We start from the raw sequence: 18577 nt of genomic DNA on the forward strand, positions 1-18577 counted from the left end.
CCGGCTCCTTCAGGCTTCGAAAATGTGACGGCGGGCGGCCGTCGCCTCGAACTCTTCCAACCGGCGCTGCGCCTGCTCGGGCGCGGCGTCGCAGACCGCCTGCAGCAGCACCATGGCCATCGCCATCGGCGCGGTGTGCAGGTCGAACACGAGCTGGGTGCCGACCGGCGCGGCGAGCACCACGTCGGCGTGCTCTGCTGCCGGGCTGACCGCCGAGTCGGTCAGCGCGACCACACCGAGCCCCAGCGTCCTCGCTTCACGCAGTGCGTCGAGTGTCTCGCGCGGATACCGGGGCAGCGCGATCACCAGTATCGCGCTCGCGCCGGCCGCACATGCCTGATCGAGCCGGTCGAGCAGCGCGGTCCCACCGTCGTCGAGCACCCGCACATCGGGAAGGACCTTCGAAGCGAAATACCCGAAGTACGCGGCGAGCGGTGCGGCGGCTCGCAGACCCAGCACCGGCAGCGGACTCGTCGCGGCAAGGAGTGCGGCTGCTCTGCGTACGGTAGAGAGCTGCTCCAGATCGTCGGCGACCCGATCGAGGTGTCCGGTTTCCGCGCGCAGCGCCCGTTGCATCGGATTCTCCCCGGTGACGGGCGGGGCGGCCGGCACGGCGACCAGCGCGCGCAGCTCCCGCCGCAGCGCGGGGTAACCCGCATATCCCAGCGCCATCGCGAAGCGGGTCACCGACGGCTGACTCACCCCGGCCAGCTCGGCGACCTCAGCCGCCGAGAGATACGCAGCGGACGGTCCGTGCTGCACCAGGCTGTGCGCGATCCGCCGCTGCGTCGGCGTGAGCCGGGCGCCCTGGAAGAGGTCGAGCACCCGCTCAACCGTCCTGACCGCACCGTCATTCACGTAAGCAGACTATGCATAAAAACTTTCAGCGCGCTAGGGGTGCCACCAGGAAAACGGACCAGGACCCGGACAGAAACGCCGCGAACTCGATCTACGCTGATTCGTGGACCGGAGGCGCTCGTGACCCAGCTCATAGGAACTCGGGAAGTCGTGCCGGACAGAACCATCACATGACGACAGATCTGCGCGCCCTCGTCCGGGCCGGCGATCGTGACGCGTTCGCCCAGCTGTTCGACCGGTACGCCCGGGCGGTCTACAACCACGGGTTCCGGCTGACCGCCGACTGGGCGCTGGCCGACGACGTGGTCTCGGCGACCTTCCTGCAGGCTTGGAACCTGCGCGGGCGGGTCGACCCCGAGGGTGGCTCGCTGCGGCCGTGGCTGCTCGGCATCGCCACCAACATCACCCGCAACCTGCGCCGCGGTGACCGCCGCTACCGGGCCGCGGCACTCGCCTGCACGCGCCTCGAGCAGGTCGTTCCCGATCACGCGGGCGCGACCGACAGCAGGATCGACGACGGCCGCCGCCTCGCTGCCGCGATGGCCATCCTCGCCGCCCTGCCCCGGGCCGACCGCGAGGTCTTCACCCTCTGCGTGTGGGAGGAACTCGACTACGCGTCCGCGGCCGAGGCGCTCGGCATCCCGATCGGGACCGTCCGCTCCCGGCTCTCCCGGGCCCGCGACAAAATTCGCAGGGAACTCCCCAGCCCCGATCGACAGGTAAAAGGCGACCACCTCACCACGGCCCGGCACGCGGAAGGAACCCGATGAGCGAGCACCCCGTACCTCCCTCGTTCGATCTGCCGCCCGGCCGTCACGAGTTCCACAAGGAGCGCCTGATGACCCAGATCGACACCAGCACCCGGACCAGCCGCGGTACGCGTACGCCGCGGCGGTCGTTCTTCCTCCGTCCCGCCTTCGCGTTGCCCGCGCTGGCCCTGCTGGCCGCCGGCATCACCGGCGTCGTCGTGACCCAGCGCAGCGATGACTCCGCGCCCGCGGCCATCACCGAACCGGCACAGTTCGCCGACCCGGACGCGGGCTCGCCGAGCGGCGTGAACCAGCTCGTCAACCGGATGGTGCTGGTGGCCGCGACCCGCAAGGAAGGCGCGACCCCGACCGGCGACTGGGTCTACATCAACAGCAAGAGCACCAACATCTTCATCCGCGGCAACGCCGACAACGGCGAGGAGAAGCAGGTCTCGACGGTGTCGAACCGCGAGACGTGGAACTCCCTCGACGGCACGAAGGGCTGGCTCATCCAGAGCGGCGTCGACCAGAAGGCCGGCGGGGAAACCCTCGACGGTCCCGGCGGCGGGACGCTGAACGGGCCGTCCTACGCCTTCCTCGCCGCACTCACCACCGACCCGGACGCGCTGCTCGCCCGGATCTACGCGGAGACCAAGGGCATGGGCAACGGCCCCGACAGCGAAGCGTTCACCACGATCGGCGACCTGCTCGGCGAGAGCTATCCGCCGGCCGCCCTCTACCCGGCCCTCTACCGCGCCGCCGCGAAGATCCCGGGCGTGCTGGTCGTCGATGACGCCGTCGACGCGTCCGGCCGGCACGGCATCGCGCTGGCCCGCGTCGACGAGCTCGGCAGCCGCGAGGAGCTGATCTTCGACAAGAAGGACTACACGTTCCTGGGTCAGCGTTCGGTCCGCACGACCGACGACGCGGACGGCATCAAGGCGGGCACGGTCACGTTCTCGTCGGCCATCCTTGCGCGCGCCCTCGTCGGCGAGATGAAGCAGGTCCCGGCCAACTGACCTGCGCAACCGGCCGGCCTTTTCGTGACCGCGAGAAGGCCGGCCGCTTGCTGACCGCGACGGGGCCGGCCGCGCATAAATCGGATGGCAACCGCGCTCATCTGCTCTATCGTCGTGGCCATGACGTACTGATGAACCACTCCGTGTCCGCACCCCGTTCGAGGGGTGTTGTGCCCGCGCGTGCCCTGATGGCCGCGCCGGAATCCCAGAGGAACGTCACCGTCATGCCCTACCCCATGCCATCCCCCGGTGGTGCCACCGTCACGGTGTTCGCGTCGCCGGGTAGCTGGATCGAATCGTCCGCCCTCGAGCAGTGCCGGCAGGTCGCCGCGCTCGACGGCATGCTCCATGTAGCAGGTATGCCCGATCTGCATCCCGGTAAAGGGGCACCCATCGGCGGCGCCATGCTGTCGACCGTGCTCTATCCCCATCTGGTCGGCTCCGACATCGGGTGCGGCATCGCCGTCTACCCGTTCGGGCTGCGCAAGGTGGTGCCGGAACGGCTCGCGCGCAAGTTCCCCAACCTCGACGCGGAAGCGGATCCGAGCGAATACAACGCCGAAGAACTCGCCGGTTACACCGATGGCTTCGGTACGGTCGGCCGCGGCAACCACTTCGTGGAGCTGGCCCGGATCGGGGACATCCTCGAGCCGGTGCACGCCGAACGGCTCGGGATCGCCGCGGACGACCTCGTTCTCATCGTGCACAGCGGATCCCGCGGGCTCGGTGAACGCATCCTGCGCTCGCACACCGAGGTGCACGGTGCCGGACCCGCCGCTGACCCGGGTGCCTACCTCGCCGCGCACGACGCGGCCGTGCGGTGGGGATCGCTCAACCGGCGCATGATCGCCGAACGGGTGGCTGACGCGCTCGGTGCTCAGCTCGGTGCCGCGCTCGTCGACGAATGCCACAACCTCGTCGTCGAGAACGACGGCGAATACCTGCACCGCAAAGGGGCGGCGCGGGGAGACGGCCGGGACGTCCTGATCGCCGGGACGCGCGGCACCCGCTCCTACCTCGTCGCCGGTCACGCCGGCGCGGACGCCAACTACTCGGTCGCCCACGGGGCGGGGCGCAAGATGTCCCGCGCCGACGCGCTCAAGCGTGGGCTCGCCAAGCACACCGTCGAGGAGCTCCGGCGTACGCCGCTGGGCTCGCACGTGGTCTGCGGCGACCGGCAGCTGCTGTTCGAGGAGGCGCCGACCGCGTACAAGCGGATCGAACAGGTCATCGGCGACCTCGTCGACCACGACCTCGCGACGCCGATCTGCACCACCGTCCCGCTGGTCACCTACAAGACGCCGCACACCCGCGATGGCCGGGAGAAGCGGCGATGACCGAGGTCGGTGTGCTGTTGTTGTCAGCGGGGCGCGGCCCGGCGGAGTGCGCGTGGGCGGTGACCGAGCTGCTCCGGCGGCTCGAGAGCGAGGCAGCTTCGGGTGCGGTGAGCGTACGGAGGCTGGAGTCGGTGCCCGGTCCGAAGCCGGGCACGCATCTCTCGGTCCTGCTCGAAATCTCGGGCCGCGGGGCTGTCGCCTTCACCGAGTCGTGGACCGGGACGCTGTGCTGGCAGGCGCCCAGCCCTTACCGCCCCGGCCACGGCCGGAAGAACTGGTACGTCGTCGCGGAACGGCAAGGGGAAACGGCACCCGCCACGACGTTCGACGAGGGTGACGTCGACGTGGTGCCCGTGCGCACCGGCGGCCCCGGTGGCCAGCACCGCAACAAGGCCAGCACCGCTGTCCGGGCCACCCACCGCCCGACCGGGTTCGTGGTGGTCGCCGACGAGGAACGCTACTTCACCGCCAACCGCCGGCTCGCCCTGCAACGCCTGCGCACCCGCATCGAGGACGGCAACGAGGCGGTGGAACGGTCCGCCGTCGCTGCCCGTCGGGGCACCCATGACCAGCTGATCAGGGGCAATCCGGCCAGGGTCGAGCGGCCGGGCACCGGGAGCGGCGCGCGCATGCGAGGCTGAACGGATGCGGATCGCGTCGCTGCACACGTACCCCGTCAAGGGTTGTCACCGCCTCGACCACGACGAAGCCGTGATCGAGCCGTGGGGTCTGGCCGGTGACCGGCGCTGGATGATCATCGACACCGACAGCGTCGGCGTCACCCAGCGCCAGGCACCGCTCCTCACCCAGCTGCGGGCCGTCCCGCGACCCGGGGGAGTGGAGCTCAACGGTCACTTCGCGGCGGAACCCGCCGACGGCCCGAAGGTCACGCTGCGGGTCTTCAGCTCCAAGCCCGCGGTCACCGCGCGCCTCGCCTCCGCGGAATCCGCCGCGTTCCTGAGCGACTTCCTCGGCCGCCCCGTGCAGCTCGCGTGGCTGTCCGACCCCACTGCCCGGCCGATCCAGAACAACGCCCTGCCGAGCGACCGGGTCAATTTCGCCGACGGCTTCCCCGTGCTGCTCACCAACGACGCCTCCCTCGCGGCCCTGGACGTCGGCGTGCCCATGACCCGGTTCCGGGCGAACCTCGTCCTGACCGGAGCACCCGCCTGGATCGAGGACGAATGGCTCGGCGGCCGGGTCCGCATCGGCGACGTCACGTTCCGCGCGGCCGAAGCCTCCGGCCGCTGCATGGTCACCACCATCGACCAGGAGACCGGGGTGAAAGGCGGCGAACCTCTGCGTACGCTCGGCCGGCTGCGCCGCGTCAACGGCCGGCTCCTCTTCGGCCTGAACCTCATCCCCGACATCACTCCAGGTGAGACGAAAGTCATCCGACTGGGGGACGCAGTCTTAAGCTCCGCTTAGAGGAGTTGCCCGGCGGTGAATGGCCGCGAAGGATGACTCATCGTGACCTCTGCTCATCGCTACCCCCGCCCTCGCTGGCTCCCCAGCTCCCGCTGGCTCGCGACGGGTGGTGCGGTCCTGCTGGCCGGGGTGCTCGGTGTCGCCCTGCTGTTGCAGAACGGTGGCGGTGCGTGTGCGGCCCCGCCGACCACCGCCAAGCAGTCGGGCAAAGCGACGTTCTACGACCTCGCGGGCTCGCAGGGCAACTGCTCGCTCGACCCGCCGGCCGACGACCTCTACGTCGCCCTCGGCAACGACGAATACTCGGGCGCGGCCTCCTGCGGCAGCTACCTCGACGTCACCGGCCCCAAGGGCAAGGTCCGGGTCAAGGTCTTCGACCGGTGCCCGGAGTGCGAGCCCGGACATCTCGACCTGAGCCGCACCGCGTTCAAGAAGATCGGCGACGAGGTGCAGGGCATCATCCCGATCACCTACAAAGCCGTCCCGAACGCCGCCACCCCCGGCCCGCTGAACATCGAGTTCAAGGACGGCTCGTCGCAGTACTGGTTCGCGATCTTCATCGACAACCACGCGAACCCAATCAAGTCCGTGCAGGTCAAGGGGTCGGGCGGCAGCTTCACGAGCGCCGACCACCAGGACTACAACGCGTGGGAGATCGCCAGCGGCGCCGGCAGCGGCCCGTTCCAGATCAAGATGACCGACATCTACGGCAACACCGCCACGGCCACGGGCATCAAACTCGAGCCAGGCGTCAAACAGGAGACATCCGTACGCTTCGCCGGCGGCTCGACAACCGTCGCCAAGTCCGCGAAGACCGCCGCGAAGACCAAGAAGTCCGCGTCACCGTCCGCCTCGGTCTCGCCGTCCGCCTCGGCCTCATCCTCGGCCACGCCGTCCGCCGGCGTGTCATCGGCAGCTCCGGCCTCGCCGACCTCTCCGGCCGGTGAACCGACCACGGACGCCGCCATCGAGCAGGACCTCGCCCTCGCCGCCGCGAATCACTGCTGACCTTCTGCTGAACCGATGAGCCCCGGTGCTTTCCGCGCCGGGGCTCACTCGTCTATTCACCAGCCAGTTCACTCGCCAGCCGGTTCACTCGCCTGCCAGTTCACTCGCCTACCAGGAAGTGGTACTCGGTGACCGGCCCCAGCGCGCCGTCGGTGAACTCCCGCTGCACGTACAGCGTGAACGGCCCGCTGCGATCCGGAACCCACATCACATCGGTGGTGTACGTATCCGTCGCCTGCGCCAGCTCCTGCACCGGACCGTCCCCGACCCGCCACAGATAGTTGGCGGTGACGTCGTTCAGCCAGCTCGTGCTCCCGGAGAACGAGAACCAGCCGGACTGCCCCGGCCCCCCGCTCGGCGACCAGTCGTCCCACGTGGCCCAGACCTCGACCTTCGGGTCCTCCACCCGGAAGACCAGGCGGCGCGGCTGCGAAACCGTGCCGTCGGTCCGGACACTGGTCACGTTGAGCGTCAGCACTCCCGGCTCGGCGGGCTGCCAGGTGATGCTCGCCGAACCGTCAGCCGCCGCGTCGACGCTCTGCACGCTGCCGCTGTCATCACCCCAGAAGTACCTGTACTCGGCCACCCCGGGCGATGCCGGCGTGAACGTCGCCGTGGTCTCACGCCCCGCAACCGGAACCGGACCGTACGGCCCGCGCACCGTCACCACCGGCGAATCCGGCAGCACGATCTCGATGGTCGTCGCCGGTGACAACGAGCCGTCGGCCCGCTTCGCCCGCACGACGAGACTGCTCGCCCCGCCATGCTGCGGAACCACCCGCACAGAGCTGTAACTGCCTTCGTTCACGCCCTGCTCAGCGCCGCCGTCGAAGCTGTAGACAAAGCCGGTGACACCCGGCACGTCACTCCACATCTCGACGACCACCGGAACCCCGACCCCGGAATCCGCGTCCGCCCACGAGATCACCGTCGGCCGGGCATCGATGACCTGGAACGACAGCACGGACTCCTGCGACTCGGAGCCGTCCGCGACAATCGACCGCACCGTCAGCGTGAAATACCCGCCCCGCTCCGGCGTCCACGGCAACGCCACGTTGCCGCCCGACCCCGCCCCGACGCGGCCCTCGTCAACCACACCCTCGCCGTCCTCGATCACGTAGTGGTACGCCTCAACACCCACCGACCGGGGCGAGAACGTGAAGCCACCCTGATTCCCCGACACCGGACTCGTGCCGGGCCCGAACTCGGCGGACACGATGCCCGGCCCGTCAGAAACGCTGAGGGACAACGTGTTCGTCCCCGCCGGCTTCGTGCCCACATACGAATGCGACACGATGCTGTGCACGCCCACACTGGTGAAGGTCAGCGAACCCTGCGCCACACCGGCCGTCGCCGTCAGCCGCGTCACCGGACCCCCGTCAACCGCGTAGTCGTAGGACGTCACGTCCGCGGACCCCGACCGCAACACGATCTGACTCGGCAACCCCACACCGCCCACGGTCACCGCGGCGAACGGCGCGGAGTTGCGCACCCAGAACTTGTAGACCTGCTCGGCACCCGGATTGCCGGCCGCGTCGAGAGCACGGACGTGCAGCTCGTCAGGACCCCACGAGCCCGGCGTGTAACTGATCTTCGCCCGGCCGCCAGGATGATCGATAGCAGCCGCTCGCCACGCGCTCGAATCACGGTTGTGCCACTGGAAACCGGTGACGTCCAGGTCGCCGCGCGAATCAGCCGCGAACGTGCCCGCCACGCCCTGCCCACCCGAACCCGGATACTCCGCCACGCTGTACGTCTTCGAGAAGACAACGGGCGCGGGCGGCGGGGTGGTGTCGACGGTCAGATAGCAAGGTTCGCTCCACGGCCCCGCATCGTCGGCGTCCCGGGCCTGCGCGGTCCAGGCAACAACCGTGCCATCAGCGAAACCGTTCAGATAAAGAACCTCGGACCCCGTCTCGGAACGCTGCTCCGGATGCTCGACCGGCCAGAACGCGAACGTGACCCGCGGAGTCGCACCACCATCGGCATCGAAAGGCGTGGCACGAACCTTCGTGGACCTCCCCGCCGACGGATGCTCCTCGAGCGTCCCGCAGGGTCGATCCGGATCCACCATCTGCAGGTTGCTGACCGTCGGCAAATGATTGGCCCACACGCTCAAACTGAACTGCCGGAACGCGCGGCGCACCCCGGGATCGGCCTCCGAACCGGCGGCAACGCGAACCTCGAACGTGATGCTCGGATCCTGGCGCCCGACCGCCGCCACGATCTGCGCGAGCACATCAACCCCGAGATAGGCACCCGGGCACGCGATCGCACCCTTGCCCAGACTGGTCTGATTGACCAGATCCACCTCGGCCGGAGGATTCTGCCAGCTCGTCGCGGTGGTAACCGGCCCAGTGCGCCAAACCTCGACCGGAGCCGTACGCGAACAGTCCGCCACCGACCGCTCGGTGCTGTAGAAATTCGCCTGCGACAGCACCGCGCCCTGGAACGGCCGCAGGTCATAGGTGAAGTACGCCCGCTGCGTGTGCCGCACCCCCGCAGCATCGTTAACGGAACCGATCGGAGCGTCACCGGACGGGTTGACCGCCGTGGCGCCGGGCTGAGCGGAATCGGTGTAGGTCCACGCGGTCAGCGCGGCCCCGGTGGAATTCACCGCCAAGGCTGGATCAGCAACCCCGGCGACAACGACGGCAGAGCCCAACGCGGTCACCACCGCGGTGAATAGGGCCCTTCTGGCATGGTTCATCGTCACTCCCCGAAACCCGACCGGCACAGACGGCCGATGAGTGCGGCGAGATTACCAAAGTGGATCGATGTCTTGCGGCCGGTTATCCACAGGGGAGAAAGCGGTCAACGCAGGTCGAGCCACATGAACAACTCATCCCGATCATCACCCGGCCCGATCCGCAGCGCCCCCGGCACGCGCCCCACCTCGCGATACCCCACCTTGCGATAGAAGCCGTCCAGCCCGTGCCCGTCCCGCACGGTCACCTGCAACCCGTCCAACCCCAGCGCCCGCCCCACATCCGCGGCCTGCCGCATCAGGGCGGCCCCATACCCGAGCCCCTGACTCCCGGGCAGGACCATCACCCGCTTGAGCACCCGCCAATGCGCCTTCAACCCGAACCGGTTGTCAACAACGAACAGAAGCGCCACCACCCGCCCGTCGTCCAGCCCCACAACCAGCCGATCAATCCCGGACTCAACCCCGGCAAACGCAGCCTCCGCCACCGGCCGAACCTCATCAACGGTGACCGGGCCCACAAACCCCACAGCCCCGCCGGCGTTGGTGACATCCACCCACAGCTGAACAACCTCATCCCGCAGAGCCGAGCTCAACACAGGATCAACCACGAACGACAGCGCCATGCGCCCATCGTTGCGAGCCACCCCTCACCCTCGTCGAGTAAGGGGCCCAAAGGTGACCTGAGTTGCAAGGAGCCCCCAACCACCGCGACGCACTCCACCTGCCTACCGCCTCGCGGTCACTTCCAGGAGCGACGCACCCAACCCCCCACCGCCCCGCGGAGCCTCCGAGGGCGACGCACCCAACTCCCCACCGCACCGCGGGGCCTCCGAGGGGTGACGCACCCAAGTGCCCAACGCACCGCGGTGCTTCTCGAGGGGTGACGCACCCAAGTGCCCAACGCACGGCGTGCTTCCGAGCCGACTCACTCACCGTGCCCACCGCACCGCGGGGCTTCCGGGGGCTCGGCCCCCGGAGCAGACATAACGAGCATCCCCCGGTCCGCGCAGTTCAGCGGACAGGGGGATGCCAGGATGCTCGTGCGGAAGGCGGGACTCGAACCCGCACGCTTTTGCAAGCACAGGTTCCTAAGACCTGGGCGTCTACCTATTCCGCCACTTCCGCCCGATTTGACCGTGGGCAAATCGCTGAGGTCATTCTAGACCGCTGGTGGGGAAGCTGTGGTCCCGGCCGAGCCGTTTATGGCTGCTCGGGTGATCGAGCCGGCGTCGGTGGTAGGCCGTACGCCTCGTTTGCGCGGCGGCGGTTTCAGGCCGCCAGTCTCCGTGAGCCGGTCTCGGTACTGCCGGATCGTCCAGGGCGCGCATTTGAGCAACCGGGACGCGGCGGCCGCAGAGATCTCGCCACGGTTGACGCGGGTGATCACGTCGATCCGGATCTCGTCGGTGATCGGTCCTTCCACGACATAGGTGCACTCGAAGCGGTTGCGGCCTGCGAAGGTGCGGGTCTGGCTGTGGCAGTTGGGGCAGAGGAATCTGAGATTGTCCGCCCGGCAGTCCCAGTGCATCCCGTTGATGTGGTCGACCTGCAGGGTCATGGGCCGGCCCTGCCATTCGCCGCCGTTGCCGCAATCGGCGCATCGGCAAGGGCGTCCGGACTCTGTCAGTGCCCGGCGCAGGACGTGGGGCGCTTCCCGTTTCCTGGTGGTCGGCCGCTCGATCATGACCTCTTCCGGCCGGCGACGCCTTGAGGACGGCCGATTGTGAGCGTGTGACTGACCGGTGAAGTGGGAGGAGTCGATGCCGAGCTGATCGATGCGGCGGCGCAGGTGGGCGTGGGTGCCGCCGGCGGGGCGCAGGCCGAGGTGACGCATGACTCCGGCCATGGAGGTTGAGGCGATGACGGCTTCCTTGAGGACTTCCTGGGTGTAGCGGGCTTTCGCCATGAGTCCAACGTACCTACATGGGGACGCATCTGCAATGCCAAAAAGCGGCACGGCGGCCGCCTCGCGGATCCAGGCCGCGTGACGGCCGCCGTGGGTCGGTGGCCCTTACCGGGAGGGGGTGGTCAGTAGCGGAATCCCGCCAGGCTCTGCTGGAGTTCGTGGGCTACGCGGGCCAGGTCGTCAGCGGCGGCGGCGGTGCCGGCGGCGGCCTGGGTGGTTTCCGCGGCGGCTTCGGCGACCTCGGCGACGTTGGCGGTGATGTCGGTGGAGCCGGCGGCGACTTCGCCGACGTTGCGGCCCATTTCGTTGGTGGTGGCTGTCTGTTCTTCGACGGCGGCGGCGATGGCGCTCTGGGTGGCGTTGATCTGGTCGATGACGGCGCCGATTTCGGAGATCGCTGACACGGCTGCTGAGGAGTCGGTCTGGATGGCGCTGACGCGCGTACGGATATCTTCGGTGGCTCTTGCTGTTTCCTGGGCCAGTTCTTTGACCTCGCCGGCGACGACCGCGAAGCCCTTGCCCGCGTCGCCGGCGCGGGCGGCTTCGATGGTGGCGTTGAGGGCGAGCAGATTGGTCTGTTCGGCGATGCCGGTGATGATTTTGATGACGGAGACGATTTCGGCGGAGGATTCGCCGAGCTTGCGGAGAATGGCGCCTGCCTCGCCGGAGATGCGGACGGCCTGGCCGGCCACTTCGGCGGCGCTGGAGGTGCTGCGGGCGATCTCGGTGATGGAGCTGCCGATTTCGTCGGCGCCGGCGGAGACCGTGCTGATGTTGCGGCTGATCTCCTCGGAGGCGTTGGTGACGGCCTGGGCGCGGCTGGCGGAGCGGGCCGCGGAGGAGTTCATCTGGCCGGCGACCGCGGTGAGTTCCTCGGAGGAGGTGGCGAGGGTGGTCACGTTGGTGCCGATGTTGCGCATGGTGGCGGTGAGTCGGTCGAGGGCGGTGTTGAGGGCTTCGGCCATGCGGCCCACCTCGTCGCGACCGCGGACGGTGAGGCGCTGGTCGAGGCGGCCTTCGGCGAGGCCTTCGAGCACGGTGACGGTCTGGCGCAGCGGGCGGGAGATGGCGCGGCTGACCACGATGGCGATGATGATGGCGAAGGCCAGCGCGGCGGCGACCAGGGCCGCGGTGATGAGCATGGCGACCATGGCGTTGTTGCTCGCGCGGGTCTGCTGACGGGCGGCGGCTTTGTCCTCGATGCCGGCGAGGTTGTTGAGCGCGACCGTGATTTTGCTGGTCAGCGGGTCGATGAAGTTGTTCATGACACCGAGGAACGTGCTCAGGCTGTTCTGTTTCGCGGCGGGGACGAGCTGCTCGTCGCGCACCTTGCGATAGTTGGCGAGACCCGCGGCGAAGGCGGCCCGGTCCGCGTCGGTGCCCGCGGCGGGTTTCGCCAGGTACGCCTTCCACGTGCTGTCGATCTGGTCGTCGAGCCGTTTGATGGTGGTCTGCACGTCGCTGACGTCGGTCAGCGGGGAGCGCACGATCAGTTTGTCGGCGAGCGACGTGGCCTGCTGGACGTCGGCGCGGACCTCGCCGAGGCGGGCCGTGGACTGCAGGTTGCGTTCGTACATGGTGTCGAGCTGGGCGTTGGCGCTGCGCAGCTCGATCAGGCCGGTGCTGCCGACACCGACGACCAGCAGGCTCAGGATTCCGAAGCTGGCGAACAGCTTCTGGGAAACGGTGAGCCCGCCCAAACGGAGCCCGCCCGGACGGAGCCCGCCCGGACGGAGCCCACTCGAACGGAGCTTGGCGGCAGTCGGCATCGGCGGTCTCCCGGGAAGCTGGGGGTCACCGCTCTTATCGGCACCCGCGTTCAGAATCCGCGGGAACTACCGGAAAAATCAGACGGGAATCAGTCGATACCGAGATCCCGGCGCAGTTTGGCGACGTGGCCTGTCGCTTTGACGTTGTAGAGCGCCTTCTCGATCGCGCCGTTCTCGTCGATGACGAAGGTGGAGCGGATGACTCCGGTGACCGTCTTTCCGTAGAGCTGCTTCTCCCCGAACGCGCCGTAGGCCGTGAGCACGCTCTTGTCCTCGTCGCTGACCAGCGGGAACGTGATCGCGTCGTTCTCGCGGAATTTCGCCAGCTTGGCGGGCTTGTCGGGGGAGATGCCGACGACCTCGTACCCGGCGGACTGCAGCGAGGCGAGGTTGTCGCGGAAATCGCACGCCTGGGTGGTGCAGCCGGGGGTCATCGCGGCCGGGTAGACGTACAGGATGACCTTGCGGCCGCGGAGGTCCTTCAGCGTCAGGGTGTCGCCGTTGTCGGTGGGCAGGGTGAATTCGGGGGCCGGATCACCCGGCGAGAGACGCTCAGTCATGCGTCCGAAGATATCCGGGCCGTCGGTGCCGGTGCTGGTGGGGCGGCTCGCAGCCGTAGCACCCCGGCGGCGGTCAGGCCCGTTCCGGTGCCGATCGCGATCAGCACGGCCGCCCGGGACAGCCAGCCCGGCCCGGGGAAGTTGACCACTGCCTGGTTGAAGACCCCGACGTCCCCCAGGCCGCCGAAGATGGCGACGGCTGCACCACCGAGCAATACCAGGAAGGGGGTACGCCCGGAGAGCGCGAACACGCCCGCCACGATCGCGATCGCCGACGCCACGATCGCCGGTGCCTGTCCGCTGACGCCGAGAGTTGCGCGCGTCACGGCGTACGCGAAGCCGATGGTGCCGGTGAGGAGCGCGACGGGCCCCACCCAGCGTGCCGACCGCAGTGCGAGCGCCGTGATCCCGGCAGCCAGGGCGACCGCAGCCGCCCACCAGAGCCACGCAGCGGGCGGTGGTTCCCAGGTGAGGGTGCCGTTGACGGTGAAAGTGTGCGCGCCCTGACGCAGCGGCACGGTCCAGTCCCGCAGCTTGTGCGCCCGGGACGGATCGGCCTGCGCCTGCGGCGGCAGACCGGGGGAGAGCCAGTGGGTGCGCTGGTCGTGCCACCGCACGGTGGGTTCGCCGGAGACTTTCTGCCACTGCGGGGGCGCGGTGGGATCGGCATTCGACGGTACGGGTGAGTCGCCGTCCAACGTCGCGTTGGTGTACGTCGCCGGGGAGTTGACGTTCTGGTAGACGCCGTCCGGGCGTACCTCCAGATATGGCTCGTCCTGGTAACCGAGGATCTCGACGGTCTTGCCGGTGTTGTTGACGAGCTCGAGCCGTGCGCCCGCCTCGACCGCTCGCACGGTCAGGGCCGGAATCCTCTCGCTCAGACCTGACACATCTGTTCGATAGGAGGTGGCGTCCGGCGCGTCGCCGCCGTGGGCGAAGGCGGGGCCGGCCGGTGCGAGCAACGCACCGGCCAGCACCACGAGAAAAAGGGCAGTACGCCTCACGCCGCGGCCGCCTCCACCGCGGCGGTCAATGCCTGCGCCGACGGGTTGTCCAGCTTCTTGCCGGCGACGAGCACGGTCGGAGTGCCCGTGACGCCGCTCCCGGAGGCCGTGTCGGTCACCTTGGTCGCCCATCCCGTGTACGTCTTGTTGTTGACCGCGTCGGCGAACGTCTGGCTGGTCAGTCCCACGCCCTTGCCCAGCTCGATCAGCTTGGCGTTGTCGAGCCCGGCGCTGCCCTCCTCGGGCTGGTTCGCGAACAGCGTCTCGTGATACTCGTAGAACTTCCCGCCCTGCGCCGCCGCTGCGGCCGCACCCGCCGCGCGGGTCGAATACTCGGTCGTCGAGTAGCGGTCGAGGATCGCGATCGGGTGATAGTTGACCGTCACCTTCTTCGCGTCGACGAGCTGCGTGATCGTCGGGCCCGCCGCGTCCTCGAACTCGTGGCAGATCGGGCACATGAAGTCCTCGTAGATGTCGATCGTCACGGGTCCCTCGCCACGGGCGAAGGCGGTACCCCCGTCAACCGCGGTCGGTGGTGTCGTCACACTTCCCGCATTGTCCTTCTCCTGGCCGGCGAAGATCCCCCAGCCGACCAGGCCCGCAATGACCAGCACCGCTACGACGGCGACGGAGGTCCAGAGCGTCACTACCCGGCGCCGCTCCCTCGCCTTCTGCTCCGCGACGATGCGTTTCGCCTGCGCGGCCCGGTCCTTCGTGGCTTTGCTCACTGCTCGTCCCCCATCAGAACGCCGTCCATGGAATAGCGGGTCCGCGGCCTCCACAGCAGGAACCCGGCGAGCACGAGGAAACCGGCGTCGCGGGCGATGTCCCAGCCGTAGACCGGGCTGGCCCCGGCTCCCAGCTCACCACCGGAGCTGAAACAGCCGCAGTCGATCGCCAGCCCGCGCGACCATGCCGACACGATTCCCGCGATGAAGATCAGCAGGAACGCCGCCGAGATGCCCGCGCTCAGCCGCACGGCCAGCCCCACCAGCAGCAGCAACCCGAGGGCTATCTCCAGGAACGGCTGGGCCGCCCCGATGACCTTCGCGACGTCGTACGGGAAGATCTGGTACGCGTTCACAGCCCGGCCGGAAGCCGCCAGGTCACCGATCTTGAGGCCGCCCGCGATCAGCCACACGGCCGCGAGGCCGAGGCGTGCGACGGTCGAGATCCACGGCAGCACCGTGGTCCTGCGGGCCTGCTGCCCGGTCTCCATGCTCACGCCCCCTTAGTCGGCGCCCGGCGCCGCAAGGTTCCGTCATATCGCCTGGGGGTTTGCTGTACTTTTCGAAGGCTCAGCCTGGGGGTTTGCTGTGCTTTCCGGAGGCTCAGCTCGCCTGAGCCTGTGCGACCGCCGTGACCAGCTCTTCCCTGGCCCGCGCGACCCGGGAGCGGATCGTCCCGACGGGCACGTCCTCGACCTCGGCGGCCTCCGCATATGACAGGCCGAGCACCTGGGTGAGCACGAACGCGGTCCGCCGCTCGTCGGAGAGCCGGCCGAGCAGATCGGCCGCCCCGAGCCGGTATGCCGGATCGGGATGGTGGGGATTGTCGGTCCAGACCTGGGCGGCGAGACGCGCGTCCAGCCGCCGCCGGCGGACCACCGCACGCAGGTGGTCGGCGCAGGTGCGCCGGGCGATGCCGAGCAGCCAGGTACGGATGCCCGCGCGCGCCTCGAACCCGGGCAGCGACCGGAACGCCCGCAGGAACGTCTCCTGGGTCAGGTCGTCGGCGGCGCCGGGGTCGACCAGCGCGGCGGTGAAGCGCCACACCTCGGCCTGGGTCCCCCGCACGAGGGCAGCCTGCGCGGCGGTGTCGCCTTCCCGCGCCCGGAGGGCGAGCGCGGTGAGTGGGTCGCTCGCTGTCACACCGGCAGATGGTACGCGGCCTGCGTTTTGACCCGCGAGTGCGACCACTTTTTTGCGGTATGGAGCGCATCGGGGAGCATTGCCTGCATGACCGTTGATCGACGCCGGGCAGCCGCAGCCCTCGCCGGGCTGCTCTTCGGGCTCGTCTGCGCACTCCTGGGACCAGCAGCACCGGCCAGCGCGCACGCCGCCCTGGTCGCCAGCGACCCGGGAAACGGGACGATCGTCCCCGACGCGCCCAACAAGATCACGCTCACCTTCAGCGAATCGGTGCAGCTGATCTCCGGCAAGATCCAGGTCCTGGCCCCCGACAGCACCCGTGCCGACCAGGGCGAACCCCAATCCAGCGGCAGCACCGTGACCATTGCGCTGCGCTCCGGCGGCGGTCGCGGCACCTATCTGGTGAGCTACCGGGTCGTCTCCGCCGACAGTCACCCGGTCGCGGGGAGCATCACCTACTCGGTCGGCGCGGCGTCCACCCCACCGTCGGAACAGGCCGGCGCCGAGTCGGTCGATCCGGTCGTCCGCGCCCTGATCCCGGTCGGCAAATACCTCGGGTACGCCGGCCTGGTCCTGCTCGTCGGACCGGTCCTCGTCCTGGCGCTGCTCTGGCCGCACCGCCTCTCCCGCGTCGGCCCGGCCCGGCTCGTCTGGACCGGCCTCGGCCTCGTCCTGGGCAGCACCGTCCTCGCGATCTGGCTGCAGGCGCCGTACACAACCGGCACCGGACTGTTCGGCGCCACCCTCACCGACCTGCAGGACGTCCTCGGCAGCACGTTCGGCGCGGTCATGCTCGTCCGTCTCGGCGTGGTCATCGCCTCGGCGTTCCTGCTGCGCTCCCTGCTGCGAGGTGCGGGCGGCGAGTCCAAGGCCGACCTGGCCCTGCTCGGCGTTCTCGGCGTCGGTGCCCTGGCCACCTGGCCACTGACCGGCCACCCGACGGCGTCCCCGGTCGCCGGCGTCTCCGTGGTCGTCGACGCGATCCACCTGGCCTCGATGTCGGTGTGGCTCGGCGGCCTGGTGATGCTGGCCGGCTTCCTGCTGCGCAACGCCAACGAACGCGAGCTCGGCGCCATCCTCCCGATCTGGTCCCGCTGGGCGGCAACCGCGGTCGCCACGCTGATCGTGGCCGGCTCGGTGCAGGCGCTCATCGAGGTCGCGTCGTTCAAGGGCCTCTACGACAGCACGTACGGCCGGCTCATCCTCGTGAAGATCGCGCTGGCGGCGGTGGTGATCGGCGTGGCGGCGTACTCCCGGAAGCTTGTCCGCAACCGCTCTGCCGAAACCGGCCCCCGCACCCTGCGCCGCGTTGTCCTCGCCGAACTCGCCGTGACCGCCGTCGTGCTGGGCGTCACGGCAGCCCTGGTCCAGATCCCCCCGCCGCGCACGGCCGCCGCCGCGGAGACAGCGGCAACGACCACGACGGTCACCCAGACCGTCGCGGACGCCAACGTGTCCCTCCAGGTCGACGTCTTCCCGGCCACGGTCGGCAACAATTCCCTGCATCTGTACGCCTACACGCTGGACAACAAGCCGCTGCCCGTCGTCGAGTGGACCGCCACGGCCGCCCTGCCCGCCAAGGGCATCGAACCGATCGAGGTCCCGCTCCTGCGCATCACGGACTTCCACGCCGTGGGCGACATCGCCCTCCCGGCCGCGGGCGACTGGACGTTCAAGTTCACCGTCCGCACCAGCGACATCGACCAGTCGACGCTGACCATGACGGTGAAGATCGCCTGACGCCCTCCGCTTTCCGCGGGGCCGGCCCACTCGGGCCGGCCCCGTTTTTTTTTGCTCTCTTCCCGCGCTAACCCCGGCGGCTTCCGTGGCATAACCCCCTCCGCGACCCCATTAGCGGGCTAAATAGCGGTTTATCCATTTTGGTGTTAATTGCTCTGTATGGTCTGCCCAGTACCGTCGAGAAGGGGGAGATCGCGATGCGGGTATTCCGCACGATCCTCGGCATGCTGTTGCTCACCGCTGGACTTCCGGCGCTGCTCGCAGGCGGTGCCCTCTGGGCCGCCATGCAGCACCGCGACGCGGGCGGTGCGTTCAGCGCAGGAATGCAGCGGGTGGCGACCTCCGGGTACGCCGTGGTGATCGATGACGTCGACACCCTGCTCGGCAACGACGCCCCGTTCGCCCGCTTCGGCGACTCGAACCTGCGCATCACCGCCACCTCCTCGGACGCCCCGGCCTTCATCGGCCTCGCACCCCGGGCGACGGCGGCCACCTACCTGGCGGACATCCCCCGCATCACGGTCTCGTCGATCGACCTCGGCACCGGCGCCCTCCCCGTGACCAGCAGCCTGGTCCCGGGCACCCGAGCCCCGGAAACCCTGCCGACCCGCGAAACCT

At 69.2% G+C, this 18577-nt stretch carries 17 protein-coding genes and 1 tRNA gene; 7 read left to right on the forward strand and 11 right to left on the reverse strand.

Annotation, left to right across the window (positions count from 1 at the left end; genetic code table 11):
• Window positions 1-9: 9 nt before the first annotated feature.
• Complete coding sequence (locus tag Aco04nite_RS13420) at window positions 10-858, reverse strand: MurR/RpiR family transcriptional regulator (protein WP_212997561.1); 849 nt, start codon at window positions 856-858, stop codon at window positions 10-12.
• Window positions 859-1028: 170 nt separating this feature from the next.
• Here Aco04nite_RS13420 and Aco04nite_RS13425 point away from each other — a divergent pair, with 170 nt between their 5' ends.
• The 6 genes from Aco04nite_RS13425 to Aco04nite_RS13450 all read left to right on the forward strand — a co-directional run bounded on the left by Aco04nite_RS13425 (window position 1029) and on the right by Aco04nite_RS13450 (window position 6399).
• Window positions 1029-1628, forward strand: coding sequence for an RNA polymerase sigma factor (locus Aco04nite_RS13425; protein ID WP_212997562.1), 600 nt, complete (start codon window positions 1029-1031; stop codon window positions 1626-1628).
• Complete coding sequence (locus Aco04nite_RS13430) at window positions 1625-2626, forward strand: CU044_5270 family protein (protein ID WP_280519339.1); 1002 nt, start codon at window positions 1625-1627, stop codon at window positions 2624-2626. Before Aco04nite_RS13425 ends, Aco04nite_RS13430 begins: the two co-directional genes overlap by 4 nt.
• 224 nt (window positions 2627-2850) lie before the next feature.
• A complete protein-coding gene (locus Aco04nite_RS13435; RefSeq protein WP_244875960.1) occupies window positions 2851-3963 on the forward strand; it encodes an RNA ligase RtcB family protein in 1113 nt (370 codons plus the stop codon).
• Window positions 3960-4604 (forward strand): peptide chain release factor H, encoded by a 645-nt coding sequence (prfH, locus tag Aco04nite_RS13440; RefSeq protein WP_212997564.1) that lies wholly within the window; start codon window positions 3960-3962, stop codon window positions 4602-4604. The genes Aco04nite_RS13435 and prfH overlap by 4 nt, the downstream gene beginning before the upstream one ends.
• A gap of 4 nt (window positions 4605-4608) precedes the next feature.
• Complete coding sequence (locus Aco04nite_RS13445) at window positions 4609-5391, forward strand: MOSC domain-containing protein (RefSeq protein ID WP_212997565.1); 783 nt, start codon at window positions 4609-4611, stop codon at window positions 5389-5391.
• Between the two features lie 42 nt (window positions 5392-5433).
• Window positions 5434-6399 carry an expansin EXLX1 family cellulose-binding protein gene (locus Aco04nite_RS13450; protein WP_244875961.1) on the forward strand — a complete coding sequence of 322 codons (966 nt, stop codon included), beginning with the start codon at window positions 5434-5436 and terminating at the stop codon, window positions 6397-6399.
• Window positions 6400-6499: 100 nt separating this feature from the next.
• Here Aco04nite_RS13450 and Aco04nite_RS13455 read toward each other — a convergent pair whose 3' ends face one another.
• The 10 genes from Aco04nite_RS13455 to Aco04nite_RS13500 all read right to left on the reverse strand — a co-directional run bounded on the left by Aco04nite_RS13455 (window position 6500) and on the right by Aco04nite_RS13500 (window position 16219).
• Window positions 6500-9016 (reverse strand): hypothetical protein, encoded by a 2517-nt coding sequence (locus Aco04nite_RS13455; RefSeq protein ID WP_212997566.1) that lies wholly within the window; start codon window positions 9014-9016, stop codon window positions 6500-6502.
• Window positions 9017-9213: 197 nt separating this feature from the next.
• On the reverse strand, window positions 9214-9732 hold the full coding sequence (locus tag Aco04nite_RS13460) for a GNAT family N-acetyltransferase (protein WP_212997567.1): 519 nt from the start codon (window positions 9730-9732) through the stop codon (window positions 9214-9216).
• A gap of 418 nt (window positions 9733-10150) precedes the next feature.
• Window positions 10151-10234: transfer RNA gene (locus tag Aco04nite_RS13465), tRNA-Leu, on the reverse strand.
• Window positions 10235-10268: 34 nt separating this feature from the next.
• Complete coding sequence (locus tag Aco04nite_RS13470) at window positions 10269-11015, reverse strand: HNH endonuclease signature motif containing protein (RefSeq protein WP_212997568.1); 747 nt, start codon at window positions 11013-11015, stop codon at window positions 10269-10271.
• A 122-nt stretch (window positions 11016-11137) separates the two neighbouring features.
• Window positions 11138-12715: a methyl-accepting chemotaxis protein gene (locus Aco04nite_RS13475; RefSeq protein ID WP_212997569.1), complete on the reverse strand. Its 1578-nt coding sequence runs from the start codon at window positions 12713-12715 to the stop codon at window positions 11138-11140.
• A gap of 158 nt (window positions 12716-12873) precedes the next feature.
• A complete protein-coding gene (gene bcp, locus Aco04nite_RS13480; protein ID WP_212997570.1) occupies window positions 12874-13344 on the reverse strand; it encodes a thioredoxin-dependent thiol peroxidase in 471 nt (156 codons plus the stop codon).
• Complete coding sequence (locus tag Aco04nite_RS13485) at window positions 13341-14348, reverse strand: hypothetical protein (protein ID WP_244875962.1); 1008 nt, start codon at window positions 14346-14348, stop codon at window positions 13341-13343. The genes bcp and Aco04nite_RS13485 overlap by 4 nt, the downstream gene beginning before the upstream one ends.
• Window positions 14345-15076 carry a DsbA family protein gene (locus Aco04nite_RS13490; RefSeq protein ID WP_212997571.1) on the reverse strand — a complete coding sequence of 244 codons (732 nt, stop codon included), beginning with the start codon at window positions 15074-15076 and terminating at the stop codon, window positions 14345-14347. The genes Aco04nite_RS13485 and Aco04nite_RS13490 overlap by 4 nt, the downstream gene beginning before the upstream one ends.
• On the reverse strand, window positions 15073-15567 hold the full coding sequence (locus Aco04nite_RS13495) for a MauE/DoxX family redox-associated membrane protein (protein ID WP_212997726.1): 495 nt from the start codon (window positions 15565-15567) through the stop codon (window positions 15073-15075). Before Aco04nite_RS13495 ends, Aco04nite_RS13490 begins: the two co-directional genes overlap by 4 nt.
• Window positions 15568-15679: 112 nt before the next feature.
• The gene (locus Aco04nite_RS13500; protein WP_203842132.1) at window positions 15680-16219 is read right to left on the reverse strand and encodes a sigma-70 family RNA polymerase sigma factor; all 540 of its coding nucleotides are present in this window, start codon (window positions 16217-16219) and stop codon (window positions 15680-15682) included.
• An 87-nt stretch (window positions 16220-16306) separates the two neighbouring features.
• On the opposite strand from Aco04nite_RS13500, the gene Aco04nite_RS13505 reads away from it, so the two are divergent.
• The gene (locus Aco04nite_RS13505) at window positions 16307-17959 is read left to right on the forward strand and encodes a copper resistance CopC/CopD family protein (RefSeq protein ID WP_212997572.1); all 1653 of its coding nucleotides are present in this window, start codon (window positions 16307-16309) and stop codon (window positions 17957-17959) included.
• Window positions 17960-18577 lie beyond the last annotated feature (618 nt).

The sequence above is a fragment of the Winogradskya consettensis genome (assembly GCF_018332715.1).
Taxonomy (GTDB): Bacteria; Actinomycetota; Actinomycetes; order Mycobacteriales; family Micromonosporaceae; genus Actinoplanes; species Actinoplanes consettensis.

Coding starts and splice junctions, on each gene's coding strand:
- Aco04nite_RS13425 (WP_212997562.1), top strand. CDS start 1,029: ATGACGACAGATCTGCGCGCCCTCGTCCGGGCCGGCGATCGTGACGCG.
- Aco04nite_RS13430 (WP_280519339.1), top strand. CDS start 1,625: ATGAGCGAGCACCCCGTACCTCCCTCGTTCGATCTGCCGCCCGGCCGT.
- Aco04nite_RS13435 (WP_244875960.1), top strand. CDS start 2,851: ATGCCCTACCCCATGCCATCCCCCGGTGGTGCCACCGTCACGGTGTTC.
- prfH (WP_212997564.1), top strand. CDS start 3,960: ATGACCGAGGTCGGTGTGCTGTTGTTGTCAGCGGGGCGCGGCCCGGCG.
- Aco04nite_RS13445 (WP_212997565.1), top strand. CDS start 4,609: ATGCGGATCGCGTCGCTGCACACGTACCCCGTCAAGGGTTGTCACCGC.
- Aco04nite_RS13460 (WP_212997567.1), bottom strand. CDS start 9,732: ATGGCGCTGTCGTTCGTGGTTGATCCTGTGTTGAGCTCGGCTCTGCGG.
- Aco04nite_RS13470 (WP_212997568.1), bottom strand. CDS start 11,015: ATGGCGAAAGCCCGCTACACCCAGGAAGTCCTCAAGGAAGCCGTCATC.
- bcp (WP_212997570.1), bottom strand. CDS start 13,344: ATGACTGAGCGTCTCTCGCCGGGTGATCCGGCCCCCGAATTCACCCTG.
- Aco04nite_RS13495 (WP_212997726.1), bottom strand. CDS start 15,567: ATGGAGACCGGGCAGCAGGCCCGCAGGACCACGGTGCTGCCGTGGATC.
- Aco04nite_RS13505 (WP_212997572.1), top strand. CDS start 16,307: ATGACCGTTGATCGACGCCGGGCAGCCGCAGCCCTCGCCGGGCTGCTC.